13 protein-coding genes and 1 pseudogene are annotated in these 18,688 nt (G+C 54.4%); 12 read left to right on the plus strand and 2 right to left on the minus strand.

Going from position 1 to position 18,688, the window contains the following annotated elements; all coding sequences use genetic code 11:
• Positions 1-208 precede the first annotated feature (208 nt).
• From FBY01_RS18570 to FBY01_RS18585, 4 genes and pseudogenes are all read left to right on the plus strand, one after another.
• Positions 209-544 (plus strand): annotated as a pseudogene (locus FBY01_RS18570) (cation transporting ATPase C-terminal domain-containing protein); the annotation flags it as partial.
• A 103-nt stretch (positions 545-647) separates the two neighbouring features.
• Entirely contained in the window at positions 648-1,058 is a 411-nt protein-coding gene (locus tag FBY01_RS18575; protein ID WP_077748891.1) for a chemotaxis protein CheY, read from the plus strand.
• A 142-nt stretch (positions 1,059-1,200) separates the two neighbouring features.
• Positions 1,201-1,821: a response regulator transcription factor gene (locus FBY01_RS18580; protein ID WP_042932214.1), complete on the plus strand. Its 621-nt coding sequence runs from the start codon at positions 1,201-1,203 to the stop codon at positions 1,819-1,821.
• A gap of 36 nt (positions 1,822-1,857) precedes the next feature.
• On the plus strand, positions 1,858-5,040 hold the full coding sequence (locus tag FBY01_RS18585; RefSeq protein ID WP_256664425.1) for a transporter substrate-binding domain-containing protein: 3,183 nt from the start codon (positions 1,858-1,860) through the stop codon (positions 5,038-5,040).
• Positions 5,041-5,043: 3 nt separating this feature from the next.
• On the opposite strand, the gene dkgB is transcribed toward FBY01_RS18585, so the two are convergent.
• Both dkgB and FBY01_RS18595 read right to left on the minus strand, forming a co-directional pair.
• Positions 5,044-5,847, minus strand: a complete 804-nt coding sequence (gene dkgB, locus FBY01_RS18590) for a 2,5-didehydrogluconate reductase DkgB (protein ID WP_145308921.1) — start codon at positions 5,845-5,847, stop codon at positions 5,044-5,046.
• A 233-nt stretch (positions 5,848-6,080) separates the two neighbouring features.
• Complete coding sequence (locus tag FBY01_RS18595; RefSeq protein WP_145308923.1) at positions 6,081-6,620, minus strand: PaaI family thioesterase; 540 nt, start codon at positions 6,618-6,620, stop codon at positions 6,081-6,083.
• 262 nt (positions 6,621-6,882) lie between these two features.
• On the opposite strand from FBY01_RS18595, the gene FBY01_RS18600 reads away from it, so the two are divergent.
• The 8 genes from FBY01_RS18600 to FBY01_RS18640 all read left to right on the plus strand — a co-directional run bounded on the left by FBY01_RS18600 (position 6,883) and on the right by FBY01_RS18640 (position 18,684).
• Positions 6,883-7,749, plus strand: coding sequence for a pirin family protein (locus tag FBY01_RS18600; protein WP_145308926.1), 867 nt, complete (start codon positions 6,883-6,885; stop codon positions 7,747-7,749).
• Between the two features lie 115 nt (positions 7,750-7,864).
• On the plus strand, positions 7,865-9,307 hold the full coding sequence (locus FBY01_RS18605; protein ID WP_010458478.1) for a mechanosensitive ion channel domain-containing protein: 1,443 nt from the start codon (positions 7,865-7,867) through the stop codon (positions 9,305-9,307).
• Between the two features lie 173 nt (positions 9,308-9,480).
• On the plus strand, positions 9,481-9,921 hold the full coding sequence (locus FBY01_RS18610; RefSeq protein ID WP_010458479.1) for a carboxymuconolactone decarboxylase family protein: 441 nt from the start codon (positions 9,481-9,483) through the stop codon (positions 9,919-9,921).
• Between the two features lie 197 nt (positions 9,922-10,118).
• Positions 10,119-11,981 (plus strand): DUF3857 and transglutaminase domain-containing protein, encoded by a 1,863-nt coding sequence (locus FBY01_RS18615; protein WP_145308928.1) that lies wholly within the window; start codon positions 10,119-10,121, stop codon positions 11,979-11,981.
• Positions 11,982-12,902: 921 nt separating this feature from the next.
• Positions 12,903-14,645, plus strand: a complete 1,743-nt coding sequence (locus FBY01_RS18625; RefSeq protein WP_145308932.1) for a hypothetical protein — start codon at positions 12,903-12,905, stop codon at positions 14,643-14,645.
• Positions 14,635-15,126: a toxin-activating lysine-acyltransferase gene (locus FBY01_RS18630; protein WP_178113270.1), complete on the plus strand. Its 492-nt coding sequence runs from the start codon at positions 14,635-14,637 to the stop codon at positions 15,124-15,126. The genes FBY01_RS18625 and FBY01_RS18630 overlap by 11 nt, the downstream gene beginning before the upstream one ends.
• 160 nt (positions 15,127-15,286) lie before the next feature.
• A complete protein-coding gene (locus tag FBY01_RS18635; protein ID WP_145309043.1) occupies positions 15,287-16,501 on the plus strand; it encodes an HlyD family secretion protein in 1,215 nt (404 codons plus the stop codon).
• 8 nt (positions 16,502-16,509) lie between these two features.
• Positions 16,510-18,684 carry a peptidase domain-containing ABC transporter gene (locus FBY01_RS18640; RefSeq protein WP_145308936.1) on the plus strand — a complete coding sequence of 725 codons (2,175 nt, stop codon included), beginning with the start codon at positions 16,510-16,512 and terminating at the stop codon, positions 18,682-18,684.
• The last annotated feature ends 4 nt before the right edge of the window (positions 18,685-18,688 follow it).

Below are 18,688 nucleotides of genomic sequence, written 5' to 3' on the forward strand. Positions count from 1 at the left end.
CGTTCCTTCGTTTACTCTCCAGAAATCGGGGCGTAAGCATCGCGCGTTTTCATCAATAGCGGAGACCCTCAGTGGGGACTTGTTCGAGTGACAGTAGTCGGCCGGTTTCGATAACCGGCACCTTCCCGGCAAGATAACGCGCAGCCTGTTGCCGTTGTCTCGCCGATAAGCGAGCAGCGGAAATCCCGATCGCGGCCAGCCTTGGACCTGGTACGTATTCGACGCCAATACCCCGGTCCATCAAACGCTCTTCCAGTCCGGCTGGTTCGTGGTCGGGCTGCTGACCCAGACCTTGATCGTGCACATGATCCGCACGCCGAAAATCCCGTTCCTGAAAAGCCGCGCGGCCATGCCGTTGATGGTCATGACCGGGGTCATCATGGCCGTGGGGATATTCCTGCCGATGGGGCCGTTGGCGCACTACTTCAAGCTTCAGGCGTTGCCGTCGCTGTATTTCGTGTTCCTGCCGCTGATTCTGCTGGCGTACATGGGGCTGACTCAGGCAGTGAAGGGTTTCTACATTCGGCGGTTTGGATGGCAGTAATGGCCGGAAACTGCGGTCTTTTAGGAAAAGTCCTACAGAAACATCTGTGCGCCTCCCGTAGCCTCGCCGCTTCAAAAATCAGCTATTCACACATGAGGCTACGATGCCGAATAAAGCCTTGCGCATCTTGATCGCCGACGAGCAACACTTTCACCGGATGCTGATCGAGCGGCTGTTCAATCAGCTCGATTATTACCGCGTGGCGCCGGTGCAGGACCTTGCTTCAATGCTGACTCTGGTCGAGTACGGTTGCGAGCCGTTCGACCTGGTGGTCGTCAATGCCGCGCTGGCGGCAGGCGAACTGGATTTGCTCAGCTATTTTCTCGATAACCGGCAGGTTCGCCACGCACTGATTTTCGACGGCCAACGGGCACAGTTGCCGACGATCCCGGCCAACTCGCAACCCAAGGTTCAGGTGAGTCACGCGGCGCTGCCTGATCTGCGTTGTATTCAGACGTTGCTGGCGATCATTGATCCATCGTCGCAGGAGCGTAATCAGCGGTACGCCGGGTGATTGCCGCATACCGTTCGTCGGTACTGTCATTTCTGACAGGTAGATTCTGCCTTTCTCCCATGCAACAGTCCTGGCGCAGCCGTTGCGTCTGCCCCGGCGTTATCCGACGGGCATTCGTTGAGTTTTTGCACAGGGAGTTGCCATGAAGAGAGCGATGATTGTGGACGATCATCCGGTGGTTCGCGCCGCAGTGAAACTTGTACTTGGGCGGGAAGGCTTCAAGCAGATTCATGAGGCGGCCAGCGTTGGGGAAGCGTTGACCACACTCCGTGAGCAACAAGTGGATCTGCTGATCCTGGATCTGGTGATGCCCGGCGGCAACGGCCTGGACCTGCTGGAGCGAATCAAGGCCTGCGACTGGAAATGCGTAGTGCTGGTGTTCACCTCGCTCGATCCACTGTTTTTCCAGGAGCGATGCATGCGCGGCGGCGCGTTGGCGTATGTCTCAAAAAACAACAGCCTGGAGCAATTGCAAAAGGCTGTGCACGCGTTGATGGCGGGCTACACCTACTTTTCGCAGTTGCTGTCCAGACCGATGAACCCGCTGCAACACAGCGAAAAAAAGTTGATCGATACACTGTCCAACCGCGAGTTGACCATCTTGCAATACCTTGCCCGAGGCTTTTCCAACAAAGCGATCGCCGAAGCCATGAACCTGAGCCACAAAACCGTCAGCACCTACAAAACACGCTTGGTCATAAAACTGGGGGTTGTGGCGGCAGTGCATCTGCGGGACTTCGCCATACGCAATAACCTGATCTGAGTGCGCCTGACCGTGCGTGTATGTCTGCTGAGCCTCATGTTGTGTCTCGTGCCGGCGGTATCGGCTATCGCCGGCGAGCCTGAGCGCTTGCAGTTGCTGGGGCGTTCCACGGTGGAGGGCTACGCGGTCGATCTGGATGAACAAGACCGGCAATGGCTGCGCAACAAGCGTGTGTTGCGCCTCGGGGTGAGCGGACCGGACTACCCGCCGTTCGAAGTGACGCGCAATCACGACGAGCTGGAAGGCATCACCGCCGATTACGCCATACTCGTTGCGCAACTGCTGAACGTACAGATCGAAGTGCTGCGTTATGTCACCCGAGAAGCGGCCATGGAGGCGCTTAGATTCGGCGAACTGGATCTGCTGGGCACTTCGAACAACTTTGAACTGGCCGACCCCGAGCTGATCCTGTCCAGCGCTTATGCTGAAGACCAGCCGATGCTGGTCACCCGACGGGACGAGCACATGCCCGTGGATCTGGCGGGTAAGCGCATTGCCATGGCCGATGATTACCTGCCGGCGCAGACCGTTGAATCGTTCTATCCCCAGGCCAGCCTGCAACGCTATCCTTCGACGCTCGATGCGCTCGGGGCGGTGGCGTATGGGCAGGTTGACGTATCCCTCGTAGACATCTTCAGCGCCAATTACCTGATCAACAATAACTACCTCAATGACATTCAACTGATGGGGCCGGCCAGCCTCGACGCTAACCCGTTCGGCTTCGCGCTGGCTCGGGACAACCTGGCGCTGAAGGACCTCATCGACAAGGCGCTGGTGGCGATCCCCATGGAGCAGCGCTCGATCATCGAGCAGCGCTGGAGCGCCGGCAGGGCGAAAGTGGCGGGACAGCAGCGCGTGGACCTGAGTGAGAGTGAACAGCGCTGGCTGGATCAGCATCCGACGGTCAATGTGGGGGTTGTGGAGAATTTTGCGCCCTTGACGTTCTACGATCCCGAGGGCCGATTCAGCGGGTTGGCGGCGCAAATGCTGACGCTCATCAGCCAGCGCAGCGGTTTGAATTTCAACGTGTTGCGAGGCCAATCCCTGGACCAGCAGATCCAGAGACTCAAGGCCGGTGAGATTGACATCTTGCCCGCCATCATTCCCACGACCGAAGGCGTATCCGGGCTGCACTTTACCCGGTCCTATGCAGTCAATCCCTACACGCTGGTCAGTGCGACCACCTCCGGTAGTCCACAGACGCTGGGCGATCTGGCCGGTAAACGCCTGGCGATTTATCCCCGTCACCCCATGCGCGCGTTCATTCAGGTGCGGTCACCGCAGGTGCAGATGGTGGACGTACAAAACCCGGCCGAAGGTCTGGAGTCGGTGGCGAAGGGACAGGCCGATGCCGCGCTCAGTTCGTTGTTCATGACCCGTTACCTGATTGCCCGGTATTACCAGGGACGTTTACGCATCAGCAGTACCGTGGGCGATGAACCGGCGCGCATCTCGATGGCAACCGGCCGTGATGAATCGGTGTTGAACTCGATTTTGAACAAGGCCTTGCTGAGCATTTCGCCCGAGGAAATGGACGATCTGGTCGCCCGCTGGAGCAGTGATGCGGTGGTCGATGACAGTTATTGGCTGCGCCATCGGCGAGCTATTTTGCAGGGGTTTGCGGCGGCCGGGGCGTTGTTGTTGCTGGCCTTGGGATGGATCGCCTGGCAGCGTCGGCAAATTCGCCAACGCCAGCAGTGGCTGCAGCAGTTGCAGCAGGCCAAGGACGTTGCGGACGATGCCAACCGTGCCAAAACCACTTTTTTGGCAACCATGAGCCATGAAATCCGCACACCGATGAGTGCCCTGATCGGGTTTTTGGAAATGGCCTGGAAGCGGGCAGAAGAGGGCGTTGCCGATCGCCGATCCCTTGAGGTCGCCGCTACGGCTGCTCAGCAGTTGCTGGCGTTGATCGGCGACATTCTGGATATCGCGCGCATTGAGTCCGGGCGTTTATCGCTGACGCCCGAACGTGCCAATTTGCGTGATCTGGTGGCGTCGATCTGTCGGGTCTTTGAAGGACTTGCCCGGGAAAGGCACTTGGCGTGGCGCGTCGATCTGGACCCGCGCAGCGACCGTGAGGTGCTGATCGACCCCACGCGCTTCAAGCAGGTGCTGTCCAACCTGTTGAGCAACGCGATCAAGTTCACCCGTGAGGGTGAGGTGAGTTTGACGTTAAGTGTGGTGCCCGGATTGTCAGGGCATCTGGGGGTCAATGTGCGCATTGAAGACACCGGCATCGGCATCAGCGCAGCTGACCAGAAACGCTTGTTCAGTCCGTTCGTTCAGGCCGGTAACAGCCAGCAATCCGCAAGCATGGGGTCCGGGCTGGGGTTGGTGATCAGTCAGGCGTTGTGCGAAATGATGGGGGGGCGGCTGGTGCTGCGCAGCGTCCTCGGCCAAGGCTCGCAAGTCGACATCAGCCTTTCGCTGATGGCGTTGAAGCCGTTACCACCCTGTGCATCAGTCGACAGCGGATCACCGATACCCACGCGGCCACTGACCATTCTGGTGATTGACGATTACCCGGCCAATCGCCTGTTGCTCTCAAGCCAGCTGAGCTACCTGGGGCATCGCGTGATGGAGGCCGAAGAGGGAGAGCGAGGGCTGGAACTGTGGCGTACACACGAGTTTGATGTGGTCATCACTGACTGCAATATGCCGAAGCTCAGCGGTTATGAATTGACCGGTGAGATACGCGATGAAGAGCGCGCGTATGGCCTGCTGCCGACGCTGATCCTGGGTTTTACCGCCAATGCGCAGCCTGAGGAAAAGGTCCGGTGCCTGGAAGCTGGCATGGACGATTGTCTGTTCAAGCCGATTCGGCTGGCGGATCTGAGTAGTTGGTTGGCCGACCGGTTTGCAGAGACGACGAACGAACAACCCCCATCATCCGAGATCGATTTGAGCGAGCTGGAGCAATACGTCGGAGAAGACCGGACGTTGATCAATCAATTGCTGCGTGAACTGGCAATAACCAATCGCAACGACCGCGAACATCTGCTTCAAGCACACGCCGACAACAATCTCCCGGGGCTGCGAGACCTGGCGCACCGTATCAAGGGCGGTGCGCGCATGGTCCGTGCCCAACGGTTGATCGAAAGGTGCAAGGCGCTGGAACGTGCCTGCGCCGAAGGTCGTGCGACATCGATCGACGAAGCCGTCGATCAATTGCAGGACGCCATGCGAAGTCTCGATCAGAGCCTTGAGACGGGCTGACACTTAATCCCAGTGCGGCGCGATACCTTTGGGGCTGGTCAATCGATGGCCGCGATCCAGGCTGGCGATCAACGCCATGTCGGCTTCGCTCAACGGCAGGTCACAGGCTTTCAGATTGCTTTGCAGGTTGGCGCGTTTGGTGGAAGAGGGGATAACCGCGTACCCCGACTGCATGGCCCAGGCCAGCGTGACTTGGGCCGGAGTAGCCTGAAGACGAGCGGCGATTTGCTGGATGACCGGGTCTTTCAACACTTCGCCGTAGGCCAGGGTCATGTAGGACGTGATCTGGATGCCCTGGCGCCGGGCAAACTCAACGACCTTGCGGTTCTGCAGGTACGGGTGCAGCTCGATCTGGTTGGTCGCGATGTTCTCGGCACCGACCGCTGCAATCGCTTTTTGCATCAGCTCGACGGTGAAGTTGGAGACGCCGATCTGCCGGGTCAGGCCCAGTCGCTTGGCTTCGAGCAAGGCGCCCATGAACTCTTCGACCGGCACTTGATCGTCCGGGGACGGCCAGTGGATCAGCGTCAGGTCCAGGTAATCGGTCTGCAGTTTGCGCAGGCTTTCTTTGAGGCTGTCGATCAACCGGTCTTTGGCGAAATTGGCGATCCAGATTTTACTGGTGATGAACAATTCTTCACGGGCGATACCGCTGGCGGCGATGGCCTCGCCGACCTCGGCTTCGTTTTCGTAGATTTGCGCGGTGTCGATCACTCGGTAACCCAGCGCGAGGCCGGTGCTCACCGAATCGATGACCACTTGGCCTTGCAAGCGAAAGGTACCAAGACCGAAGGCGGGAATAGACATCAATGACTCCAAGGGTTGCAGTGGGAATGGACAGGAGTATCCCCGGCTGCCTCCCTGGGAAAAACCGCTGGATGGGCAAAGCAATGTTTACCGCAAGTCATGAATCGGGGGGCCGCCTGGAGGATTGAGGGTGTCTGGTCTGCCTTCTTCGCGGGCAAGCCTCGCTCCTACAGGGCGGCGTTGCGTTTGTAGGCGCGAGCCTGCTCGCGATGGCCACAACTCGGTCTCGGAATTTACCCCCGAGCCTCAAGAATCATGCAAGTCGTCGACCCCGTCGCATACAACCGCCCATCCACATCATAAATCCGCCCCTCAGCCAGCGCGGTGGAGCGGCCCAGATGCACAATTTTCCCTTCGGCCCGGACCGGTCCGCTGGCGCCGGTCAACGCCCGGACGTAGCTGATGCGCAAGTCCAGCGTCGTATACCCCTGGCCCTTCTTGAGCTGTGTATGAATCGCACAGCCCATGCACGAATCCAGCAAGGTCGCCGCGTAGCCGCCATGCACGCTGCCCAGCGGGTTGTAGTGCCGCGAATCCGGCGTGCCCTGGAAAATGAACAGCCCGGCCGACCATTCGATGGGGATGAAATCCATCAAGGCGCCGATGGGCGGTGAAGGCAGTGCGCCGTCGCCGATACCCTGGAAAAACTCGGCGGGTGACAGCGCGCTGACCTCAGCCATGGACAGGCTGCCCGGTCCGGCCAGACGCGAGCGCATGGCCTGTTCCTGGGCGATCCATTGGGCGAGGGTGGCGTCGCGGTTGGGGCTTTGCATGATGAGTTCCTCGAACGAGAGCGGATATTATGGTTGTAATCCTGATCGATATTATGTCCGAAATAAAAACTCCGCCAGCCCCGCGTGTCGAGTCGTCACACGCTATCGCCCAGGCGCAATTCCTCGCCGATTACCGGCCCTGTCGAAACCTTTGCCATCGTTCTCCAGGTAGAACGCTCAGGCTGATTTTTGCCGTCTAGTGGATTGAAGCGTTCGGTCTTAAGCTGAGTCCATTGCGTCAAACAACGAATTTGGAGGCAGGATGAAAAACATCATCGGTATTTACACCAGCCCGCGCACCCACTGGGTCGGCGACGGTTTCCCGGTTCGCACACTGTTTTCCTATGACAACCTGGCCAAACACATCAGCCCGTTTTTGCTGCTCGATCATGCTGGCCCCGCCGAATTCACCCCGACCACCGAGCGTCGTGGCGTGGGTCAGCATCCGCACCGCGGTTTCGAAACCGTGACCATCGTTTACAAGGGCGAAGTGGAGCACCGCGACTCCACCGGCAGCGGCGGCAGGATTGGCCCCGGCGATGTGCAATGGATGACCGCGGCGTCGGGGATTCTCCACGAGGAATTTCACTCCGAAGAGTTCGCCAGGACCGGCGGCACCCTGGAAATGGTGCAGCTGTGGGTCAACCTGCCGGCCAGGGACAAAATGGCCGATGCCGGTTATCAGACGATTCTCGATGGCGACATCCCGAACCTCCCGCTCAAGGACAAGGCTGGCAGCTTGCGCTTGATCGCGGGCGAGTTTGAGGGGCACACCGGTCCGGCGCGCACGTTCACGTCGATCGACGTCTGGGACCTGCGCCTCAACGGCGGCAAGTTGTTGACCCTCGACCTGCATGAAGGCCGTAACACCGCGCTGGTGGTGTTGCGCGGCACGGTTGAGGTCAACGGCCTGGAACTTATACGCGAAGGGCAGTTGGCGTTGTTCGAACGCGATGGCCATCAGCTCAGCCTGGAAGCCAATGATGACGCCGTGGTGTTGCTGCTCAGCGGCGAGCCGATCGACGAACCGATTGTCGGTCACGGCCCGTTCGTGATGAACAGCGAGCAAGAGATTCATCAGGCCTTTGCTGACTTCCAGTCGGGCCGTTTCGGCCAGATGAGCGATTGAGCTCATTGTCTTGACGCTGGGCTGTGCCAACACTTATCCCGCAGTTTTTTGAGGTGTTATCAGATCCGCATTTACTCCTACACTGTGCCCATCCGTACATGGCTGGAGTTGTTTGATGCTGTCACTGCTTACCAATCACCCCTTGATTAGCGCGCTGGTCCTGATCCTGATTGATCTCGGCTTGTGGCGCTTGATCAGTGCCAACGGCAGCAACTGGAAACTGGTCGTGCGGCTGGTGATTTTTGCGCTGTTCAGTGTCTTGTTGTTCAACGAAGGCATGAACCCGCTGGAGCCGGCACCCTGGGCCGATAACGTACCGCTGCACCTGGCGGCCACGGGGTTGCAGATCGGCTGGTGGCTGTTCGGCGCGCGCACACTGACGGTGTTGATCGGTGCAGTGATGATGCAACGGGTCGGGCACACGGGGCGGTTGCTGCAGGATCTGCTCGGTGCGGTGATCTTTCTGATCGCCGTCATCGCCGCCCTGGCCTATGTGCTCGAACTGCCGGTCAAAGGCGTGCTCGCGACCTCCGGTGCGTTGGCGATCATCGTCGGCCTGGCCTTGCAAAGCACCCTCAGCGACGTGTTCTCCGGGATCGTCCTCAACACCACCAAACCCTATCAACTGGATGACTGGATCTCCATCGACGGCACCGAAGGCCGGGTCACCGACATCGATTGGCGCGCCACGCGCCTGCAAACGTCCCAGGGCAGCATGGTGGTGATTCCCAACTCGCTGGCGGCCAAGGCCAAGATCATCAATTTCAGCCGGCCGAGCGATATGTTCGGCGTCTCGATCAGCCTGCAACTGAGCCCGCACGCGCGCCCGCAAACGGTGCTCGACGCGTTGGAGCGGGCGATGCAGGGTTGCCGTTATCTGCTGAGCAAACCGGCACCAAGTGTGGCGTTGAAAGGCTCGAGCGCCAGTGGCGTGGAGTACGAAATCAGTGGCTTCGTGGTCTCCATGGATCAGAAACGCATGGTGCGCAATCTGCTGTTCGACCTGGCGTACCGGCACTTGCAGGCGTCTGGTGTCAGCCTGTTGTCGAGCGTCGAATCCAACGCGCCTGCCGTCCTGTCACGGCCACGGGCGTTGCTGGACAGTTCGAACATTTTCTCGACCCTGCGTCAGGAAGAGAAAGACACCTTCAGCCAGAACATGACCCTGCAAACCTTCCGCGCCGGTGACATGATCCTGCCGGCGGGTGAGGTCAGCGATCACCTGTTCATCATCGAATCGGGTGTGGTCTCGGTGCAGTTGAGCCGGGGCGGGGTCAAGTTCGAATCCGGGCGCATGGGCCCGGGCGAGGTGATCGGCGAGGGCGGGATTTTGTCCGATACCGCGCTGCCGGCGGAGTTCAGCGCCAAGACCGCCTGCAGCTTGTATCGCATCGAGAAGGACTACCTCAAACCGTGCCTGGATGCGCGTCATGACATCAGCGAAGCGATGACGGCGTTGCTGGATTTCCGCTTGCACAAGGCGCAGGCCCTGACCCAGGAAGTGCCGAAGGTGGTGGAGAAGAAAGGGTTTTTGCGCTGGTTGCGCAGTCGGGCGTAGGGATCTTCGGGGATGAGCACTGCGCGGTTCGTGAGCAGGCAAACCACGTTTCAGCTCGCCAATCCATCATCGGCACATCCAATGGTCTCCTTGACTTTGGTGATATTGGTTATTTGTGAGAGGGGTGTGGGGGATTAACTTAGCTCCACCCCCACTTGCTCCTGGAGTCCACCATGAAACCACGCATCGATTTCTACACTGCGTCCCCTGACGCACTCAAAGCCATGATCGCGCTGGAAGGCGCGGTTTCGAAGCTGCCGCTGGAAAAGACCCTGATCGAACTGGTCAAGCTGCGCACCTCGCAAATCAACGGCTGCGCCTTCTGCCTGGACATGCACAGCGCCGATGCGCGCAAGGGCGGTGAAGACGAGCGCCGTCTGTACACACTGTCGGCCTGGCGGGAAACGCCGTTCTTCACCCCGCGTGAACGTGCGGCGCTGGCGTGGACCGAGTCCCTGACGCTGCTGAGTCAGACTCACGCGCCGGATGAGGACTACGAACTGGCGGCGTCCGAGTTCAGCCCTAAGGAATTGGTCGACCTGACCGTGGCCATTACCACCATCAACGCCTGGAATCGCCTGGCGGTGGGTTTCCGCAAAATGCCTCAAGCCTGATCAGTGAGCGTCTGCTGACGGCGCGGCCGGTGGCTGCACCTTGCGCATCAAGGGCACCATCGCCGTGGCGGGGAGAAAGCAGACTCATCATTAAGGCCCTGAGCGATGAACCTGTTGCTGAGTGTTTCAAAATTGATACAAATGATGGCTTATTGCTGTATATTGCGAACGTGTCTCATTTATAAAGATGGATCTTTATGCGGTTCGCAGTTTATTTCCCTGTACGGTTGGCTGGCTCGATAGCAGTATTTGTTTTTGCGTTGAACGCGGCGCTCGCCAAGGATGAGGGTACCGATTCCTCAATCACGATCGAGAAAGACGTTCGAACCCATGTCATCAACGCAGACGGCAGCTTTGTCGCCACTAATGACATCGTGGTACTGATCAATGAAGAACGCGCCATCAACGCGTATTCGCAACGTCCGTTGAGCTACAACCGGACACTGGAAAGCCTGGATGTCGTCGAGGCTTACACCCAGAAGCCGGATGGCCGGAGAATATCGGTCAATGCTGATCAGATCAAAGAACAACAGGAGCGCGGCTCATCCGATGCGCCAATGTTCCAGGACACACGGGTCAAGGTCGTCATCTTTCCTGAAGTCGCTGTCGGCGATCGCTTAATCATTCAATTCAAAACACATCGCACCACTGCATTGTTCCCGCAGCAGTTCGAGGCGTTGTCGCAACCCACATTTCATCCTACCGAGCAGTACACCCTTATTTATGACTTGCCGCAAAGCATGCCGTTGCATGCCGATGGTCGAGGCTTCAAAGCCAGCGAGCCTGTGGTTGCGGCGGGACGCAAAATATACCGTTGGAACTATGTTCCCGGCAAAATAGATCGTATTGAAAGTGGCTCCGTCTCCTACCAGGACTACGGTCAATATCTGGCCGTTTCGACGTTCACTGACTTCAAAGTCTTTGCCCAAGCCTACGACTCTCGGGCGAAGAGCCGTGTGACGGCAGAAATCAGCGAGCTGGCAAAAACGATAACAGCCAATCTTGATAACCCTCGGGACAAGGCAATTGCCTTGAGCGACTGGGTCCGAAAGAACATCCGCTATGTTGCAGTCTATGTGGGGGCGGGTGGTGTAGTTCCAAATGCTGTCGACAGCATTCTGGCCAATCGCTATGGGGACTGTAAGGATCACGTAGTGTTATTGCAGTCATTGCTCGACGCCGTAGCTATAGAAAGCACGCCTGCGCTTATCAACTCTGGTAATGCCTATACCTTACCCAAGGTCCCGACGCTGGGAGTGCTCGATCACGTCATCACCTACATCCCGAATCTGGACCTGTATCTGGACTCCACAGCAGAGGGAATTGCAGGCGGTTATCTGCCCATTTTTGACCTGGATAAACCCGTCGTTTTCAGCAAGTCAGGAACGCAGGGACGTACACCCTCTACCCAGGAAGGAAAAGTAGAGAACAATACGGTGTTCAAGGTGAGCGCCAATGGTGATGCCGACTTCACTCATTCATCCCGAATCACAGGCTGGGCGGCAGAATCCAATCGTTACGCCATTAAGTCCATGAACCCTGTTGATCGAAACCAGTTGGTGCAAAAAGTTCTGGCGAGCTACGGCCAGACGGGTAAAGGAGAGTTCAGCGCGACCGAACTTGAGGCGAGCGATAACGAACTCGCAATACGAATGGTCGGTCGGTCGGAGAAGCTGGTCGGATTTCCAGGGCCTACGGGCGTTTCCACGATGAGCAGCTTCGCGGGTGGTATTGCGCAAAACGTCTTTGCTTTCGCAGCGGAGAGCGATCGTGTTCAAGCCTTCACCTGTATCTCGGGAATCACAGAAGAGCAGGCGCGCTTTGAGTTTGCCAAAGAGGTCAATATTGTCGCGGTGCCTAAGTCGATGACGTTGCGCCATGAAAAATTCGAATATACGTCTAGCTACTTCAAAGAGCCTGACGCTGTGGTGGTCCGTCGATATTTGAAGTTTAACAACCCCAGTGCGTTGTGCAGTCCTGATGATTTCAAAGGTATGAGTTCGGTTATTGGCTCAATGGTAAGTGATTTGAGGTCACAGATTGTGGTTCAAACTCAATAGCGACTAGTAAGTTAAAAGGCAGGATCTTTAAACTCTTGGTTTAAGTGGCCAGGAGTTGGATTCGTTTGTCCGAAATTTTTTGCTTGTATATAAGTTGTTGTTTTACGTGAATTGTATTGACTGTTGATACCTTTTGTATTTTAAAATAGTCAGGCTGATTTGGAATTAGCATATTTTGGCTTTTACAATGGAAAGGAAGTAGTGTTATGCGCGAGTTAACTCGAAATGAAGTTGAGGCTGTTAGTGGTGCTATCGGTCCTCCTGGTGCGATAGCGGGCGCTGCTGGCGGAGTTATGGCATATGTTGGAACTCAAGCAGGTGCTGGGCAGACCGCAACTTGGTCTGGTGCGGGCCAGGCTGCAGTAGGCGGGGCGGTATTAGGATTCTTTACGCCTGCAACAACTGCTCAAGCTGTAGGGGCCGGTATCGCCGGGTTCTACGGCGGTTTTGCTGGCGGTCTTGTATCGCGTGGCACTGATGCCGGACGCTAAACGTCAACAAGGGCTCGCCCATTAATAAATAGATGGGTAAATATGTCGGTCGGGCCTCAATCTTGGATGGAGGCTCGATTGAAAAGTCATTATTGCTACATTCTTGGTAGTAGTCCAAAGAGAAGAGTATGGAGTCATTTAGTTGGTTTGAGTTTTACACAAGGCTTGGTTGTGTGCTGGTGGTGTGGGGGCTGACGTTTCTAGTTGCATATTCCTTAAAAAGGTTCTTTGGTTTTGATTTTCCGCAACCTGTCAAAGCATTTCTTGTTCCCTTTGTGATGATTGTTTCATTTTTTGCCTACTCATTGCTGGGTTTTTAGATTTGCAGGCGGAGCGGAAGGTAAAGCTGATTCTGCGTATGGCGATAAGTGGTGTGTTTGTTTGATGCGGCATTGACAAGTTTAAGATGTTTTATTTAAAGGAGGCGAGGGTGGTACAGGAAGGTAAATTATCTGACTTTCCAGAAGTGTTGGTGGAGTTTGCTGCAAGCAAAGTGTTGGGGGCTCAGGTCGTATTGTTTCATCAGAAGCTGGCCAAGGGGGGGGATCAGGATCAAATACTACGTGATTATAGTTATCTCATAGATCGGGCTGACTCAACGATAGAAGATAGCGATACTTCAAAAAAGTTTTTTTTTGCTGAGCGCTATGGCGGTGACTTCATTTCACGAAATGGCGGCGGCGGTCGGTGTGGCTATGATGGTTTATTTCAGCTGAAGGGAATTGGACGAACGCCACTGGTGGGCGCACACAAAGACGCCATTCATTCCAATGGAATGCTCGATTTAGAATCCGCAATCCATGAGGCCATTTGGGGGGAGGTTATCCAGATAGCCTTACCTTATGGCGCAGCCCGAACAGTGGCTGTGATAAGGCTGAACGAAAGCTTTGTACTTGACGGTACAACTCATACCAGGGCTTTGCTTGTTAGAGAGGCGGTTGTAAGACCTGCTCATTTCGAGCGTGCAACTCTGTTTAAAGAAGACGTACCCTTGGGGGCGCCATTAAGCAATGATGCGCTGCGGGTGCGGCGAGCCATGCAGCGTATTCATGAGTTCCTACCTCAATCGGGTGATTCTGATTTTACGAATGTATCCGACCGGACTTCAATTGATTCATTTCGATGCGGAATAGTCGAACTGGCAAAACGTTATGCGAAGCAGTTTGCAGTTGCAAGATGTAAGAACATTATGCACATGATGATGTCATCTTCAAATTTGACGATAGCCGGTGGTTGGCTAGACCTAAATAGCGTGACGGTTGTGTCGCCGATCTCGGTCAGAGAAAAGCGACTTTTTCAACGGTTCGAGGCTGAACATCTTTCAGCAATTAAAAGCATTGAAAATATTTGCTACTACGCAAAAAAATATTTGGTGTTATCTGACGAATATGCGAGTGAGGTTTTTCACAGCGCAATGGTTGAGTTTCAGCAGTGCTATGAGTTGGCGCTGAGGAAAAACTCGCTGATACGTGCTGGGTTTCCACATTGTGTAGTCGAAGCAATGGCAGGGACGCAAGAGTTTATGCACTTCTCAGATGTACTGATAATGTTGATTAAACAACAAACGTACGAGCTGGGCAATGAACAAGCTTTCGGTGGGGTGCGTTTTTTTTCAGTGCAAGAGCGTCCTTGTGTTAGAAGTGTCTCCGTCGATAAAGCTGCATCAAACATCAGCATAGACTGGCGCGTTTCCAATCGTCACTTGAGTGATCAACTGGACAAGGCGTTTGAGTTTTTTTTTGCGGCGGCTATGCAAAAAACAGATATTTCCATGATCAATTTAATACGTGTTTTGAGCATCAATTTAACCAGGTTCTCTGTAACGCCTGTGCTTTTACAAAATGTTAAGTTGTATGATTTTATTAAAGAGTCGATTCGTAACGCGAAAACCGATTTGGACTTTAGAGAGCAGATAAACGATTTGGCGGATGAATCTAAGGATGCAGCGGACATATGCCTGAAGACAGATATAAAGTTCGCAGCGTTAATGTGGAAAAGCGGATGCAATTTCATTGAGTACGATGGGGTTCTTGATGCGTTTCTAGTGATGCATGAGGGGACTCAACAGTTGACAACCTGGACGCAACTCGTCGCGCTGTCAAAAGAACTTCCGATGGCAAGAAATGTTGTTGATTTTTATGGTGCGGTGCAGGGGGCTTTACTTGAAGTATGACATCGCGACTGAGTGTACAAATGCAAACACTAAAGAACGAGCGACTTTGATAGGTTATGCTGTAATGGTGCTTCTGCAATCAAAGAAGTATTCGCTCTTTCAAGTGTTGACCATTCGGTGTTGGATAGAGCAAGCCATTACGCTGGGTCAGATAAAATTTTTCTTTGATTGGGATGGCACTCCGATTGGTTACGTTACATGGGCATATCTTGCAGAAGATGTAGAGAGTAGGTTGCTGGGTGATAATAATTTCTCATTGCATTTTTCGGAATGGAATGAAGGTGGTAATTTATGGGTGATTGACTTTTGTATGCCGACGGGAAGCGTAAAGGAGGCGGCGCGTTACTTTCTTGAAGAGATACGATCGTTTTACGTTGGACGATTATCCTGGGTCCGCAGGGATCCAAATTACAGCGTAAAAAAAATATGTCGGTACGAAATTGGTAGTAGCACCTTTGTATCTGAGAATTTAAGGCGTTAACGCTGTGCCCAGGAAACTTTAATGGGCAAGCATTTTCTATTTAAACGTTGCAGGGCATGGTCGGGGTTTCAGGTGTGTATTGTTCTTAAGGGGTGAGTTTTTGAATCGTCAATCCTCACTTTTTCGTGCGGAAGCACTTGAGTCGCGGAAGGTAAAGTGGATGGGGGAGGTCGTGTTGGTTCCTCCGTTGTCGTTTACTTGTCTCACTGCCGTTGCCGTTGTTCTGGCCTTATCGGTGATCATGTTTTTTGTTTGGGGAAGTTATACAAAGCGCAGCACGATTATTGGGCAATTACTACCTTCATCCGGGCAAGTGAAAGTACGAGTGCCTCAATACGGTGTTGTGTTGGAAAAGTTTGTGCAAGAGGGGCAGTTCGTCGAAAAGGGGGCGCGCTTGCTTAGTATTTCCAGTGAACGATATGGTTCAGATGCTCAGCCTGTGCAGGCGGAAGTCAGTGTTCAACTCCGCTTGCGACGGCACTCAGTGCTTGAGGCACTTGGAAAGCAAAAACGTCTCCAGTTCGACGAGCGCAAAAGTTTAGCCAGCAAAGTTGTCAGTTTGCAGGGTGAACTATCGATTTTAGTCCGGCAAACCGCAAGCCAGCAAGAATTGGTGGCTCTGGCTACCGACGCCGCAAGTCGTTATAGCGGTTTAATGGAAAAAGGTTACATTTCCATGGATCAGCTTCAGCAGCGCCAGAGTGAGCTGCTGGGGCAGCGACAATCCCTCCAGTCTTTAGAGCGGGAGCGGACTGCGCTGCAGCAGCAGTTGGTAGAGCGTCGCAATGAACTATCGAGCCTGGATTCCCGGCATGCCAATGAGTTATCCAATCTGGAGCGTTCCTTGTCTCTTATTGATCAGGAAGTGGCGGAGAGCGAAGCTAAACGCATGTTGCTTATCACCGCTCCCGAGTCGGGGATTGTCACGGCGGTCATGGCGGAGGTGGGCCAGACACTGGATGGTTCACGTGCCGTTATGAGCATTGTTCCGGCCAACAGCAAATTGATTGCAGAGCTCTATGCCCCGAGCAAATCAATTGGCTTTATCAAGGTTGGGGATCCGGTCCTTGTTCGTTATCAAGCTTATCCATATCAAAAATTTGGCCAGCACCATGGGCAGATACAGTCAATTTCACGGGTGACTATTTCGTCTGCCGAGCTGGCAAATATGAGCAATAGCATTCCTGGGCTTGGTAAAGATGGCGAACAATTTTATCGCATTCAAGTCAGTCTGAAGGAGCAGGGCGTTTTAGCGTATGGGGAGTTACGGGCGCTGCAGAATGGGATGTTACTTGAGGCGGATGTCCTTCAGGAAACTCGCCACCTTTATGAGTGGGTGCTCGAGCCACTCTATAGTCTTACCGGCAAACTATAGGACTATTGATGATAGTTTTTGATTCAATCAACCTGAGGTTTGGAAAGCGCTTGCCCCTGGTTCTCCAGACCGAGGCGACCGAGTGTGGGCTTGCTTGTCTTGCCATGATTGCTGCTTATCACGGTTATCATTCAAGCTTGATGGAGTTGCGGCAGCGATTCACGATTTCACTCAAGGGCACAACGCTGCAGCAGATTGTCCAAATTGCTCAGCAAATTGAGTTGGGATCTCGAGCGGTAAGAGTGGATCTGGAGGAATTGGGTAAACTAAAGCTGCCGTGTATTTTGCATTGGGATTTCAACCATTTCGTGGTGTTGGAGTCGGTGAGTGGACAACGTGCCACGCTATTCGATCCCGCGCATGGCACACGTGTTTTGTGTATGGATGATATCTCTCGTTCATTTACCGGCGTCGCACTGGAGCTTTGGCCTGAACATAATTTTGCCGTTCAATCAGAGCCTCCTCGCGTCAAACTAATGGGGATGTTAGGGCGCGTGAGCGGCCTGTATCAATCCCTTACGCAGGTTCTGTTGTTGACGTTGGCACTTGAAGTGTTTTCGTTGGTCAGTCCATTTCTTCTTCAATGGACTATCGATAACGTCCTTGTTAGCGAGGACAGAGATTTACTGACAACACTCGTCATTGGCTTCGGTGTCCTGATGCTGATGCAGCAGTTGGTCGGGGCGGTCCGTGCATGGGTCATGATGCACATGAGTACACTGCTCAGTGTTCAATGGCGATCCAACGTATTCAGCCATCTGCTGCGTTTACCGACGCAGTACTTTGAAAAGCGCCATCTAGGCGATGTCGTATCGCGATTCGGCGCGGTCGACACTATTCAGCATACGCTGACCGCCTCCTTTTTTTCGACTGTTGTCGATGGTTTGATGACCATCGCCACGTTAGCCATGATGTTTCTGTACAGTCCTGCGCTGGCGAGTATTACTGTGGTTGCCATGCTTTTATATGGATTGGGTCGTTGGGTCTGGTATCACCCACTGCGTAACGCAACCGCGGAGCAGATTATCCATACAGCGAGGCAGGAGAGCCATTTCCTTGAGACTGTTCGCGGTATTCGACCGCTCAAGTTATTCCAGCGTCTGCACGTACGCCAACAGACGTGGCTTGGTCTTCTGATTGAGCAAATAAATGCCGGGCTTCGGGCTCAGAAGTTGCAACTGCTGTACGTTCAACTCAATGGTTTGCTGTTTGGTGTGGAGAACCTGCTGACTCTCTGGATCGGTGCTCAGATGGTAATGGGTGGTCAGTTTACCGTGGGAGTGCTAATGGCATTTGTCGCCTATAAAACACAATTTGTCAGCCGTGTAGGCAGCCTCATTGATAATCTGTTTGAACTGCACATGTTGCAACTGCAGGGGGAGCGGCTGGCCGACATCGTCATGCATCCACCTGAGGAAAATACCGCGAATGTTGACAGTGAGGCACTTCAAAAGCGAGAAGCACATATCGATATAAGGGGGTTGAAATACCGCTATTCAGATCAAGAGCCTTTTGTTTTGAATGGCGTGGATTTGCACATTAAAGAAGGTGAGTCAGTTGCGATCACTGGTGCGTCGGGGAGCGGTAAAAGTACTTTGGTCAGTCTGTTGCTAGGTGTTTTCCCGCCCAGTGATGGAGAAATTAGCGTGGCGGGTTTGCCTCTTTCCCAACTGGGGACGGATGGACTCCGTGAGCTTGTCGGAACGGTCATGCAGGACGACGTGTTGTTTGCTGGGTCGCTCGCGGAAAATATCAGCTTCTTCGATTCTCAAGCGAATATGCGCAGCATTATCGAGTGTGCGCAAATGGCGGCCATCCATGATGATATTCAGGCGATGCCAATGGCGTACAACACTCTTGTGGGGGATATGGGGACCATTCTATCCGGCGGACAGAAGCAGCGTGTATTACTGGCGCGGGCACTTTATAAAAAACCCCGAATTCTTCTTCTGGATGAAGCAACCAGTCATCTTGATGTCGCGTGTGAGGAGCGAGTGAACCAAGCAATTCGTTCTCTCAAGATAACGCGGATTATTATCGCGCACCGTCCCGACACCATCGCTTCTGCCGATCGCGTGGTGATGCTGGATGCCGGAAAGATTGCGTGGGATGAACCGGCTAGCAGTATCAGAGAATGGTCGACCGTTGCGCAGTCGAATGTTGTGGTGGCGGAGGCTCCATGAACTG

The organism is Pseudomonas sp. SJZ077 (assembly GCF_007993905.1).
Lineage (GTDB): Bacteria > Pseudomonadota > Gammaproteobacteria > Pseudomonadales > Pseudomonadaceae > Aquipseudomonas > Aquipseudomonas mandelii.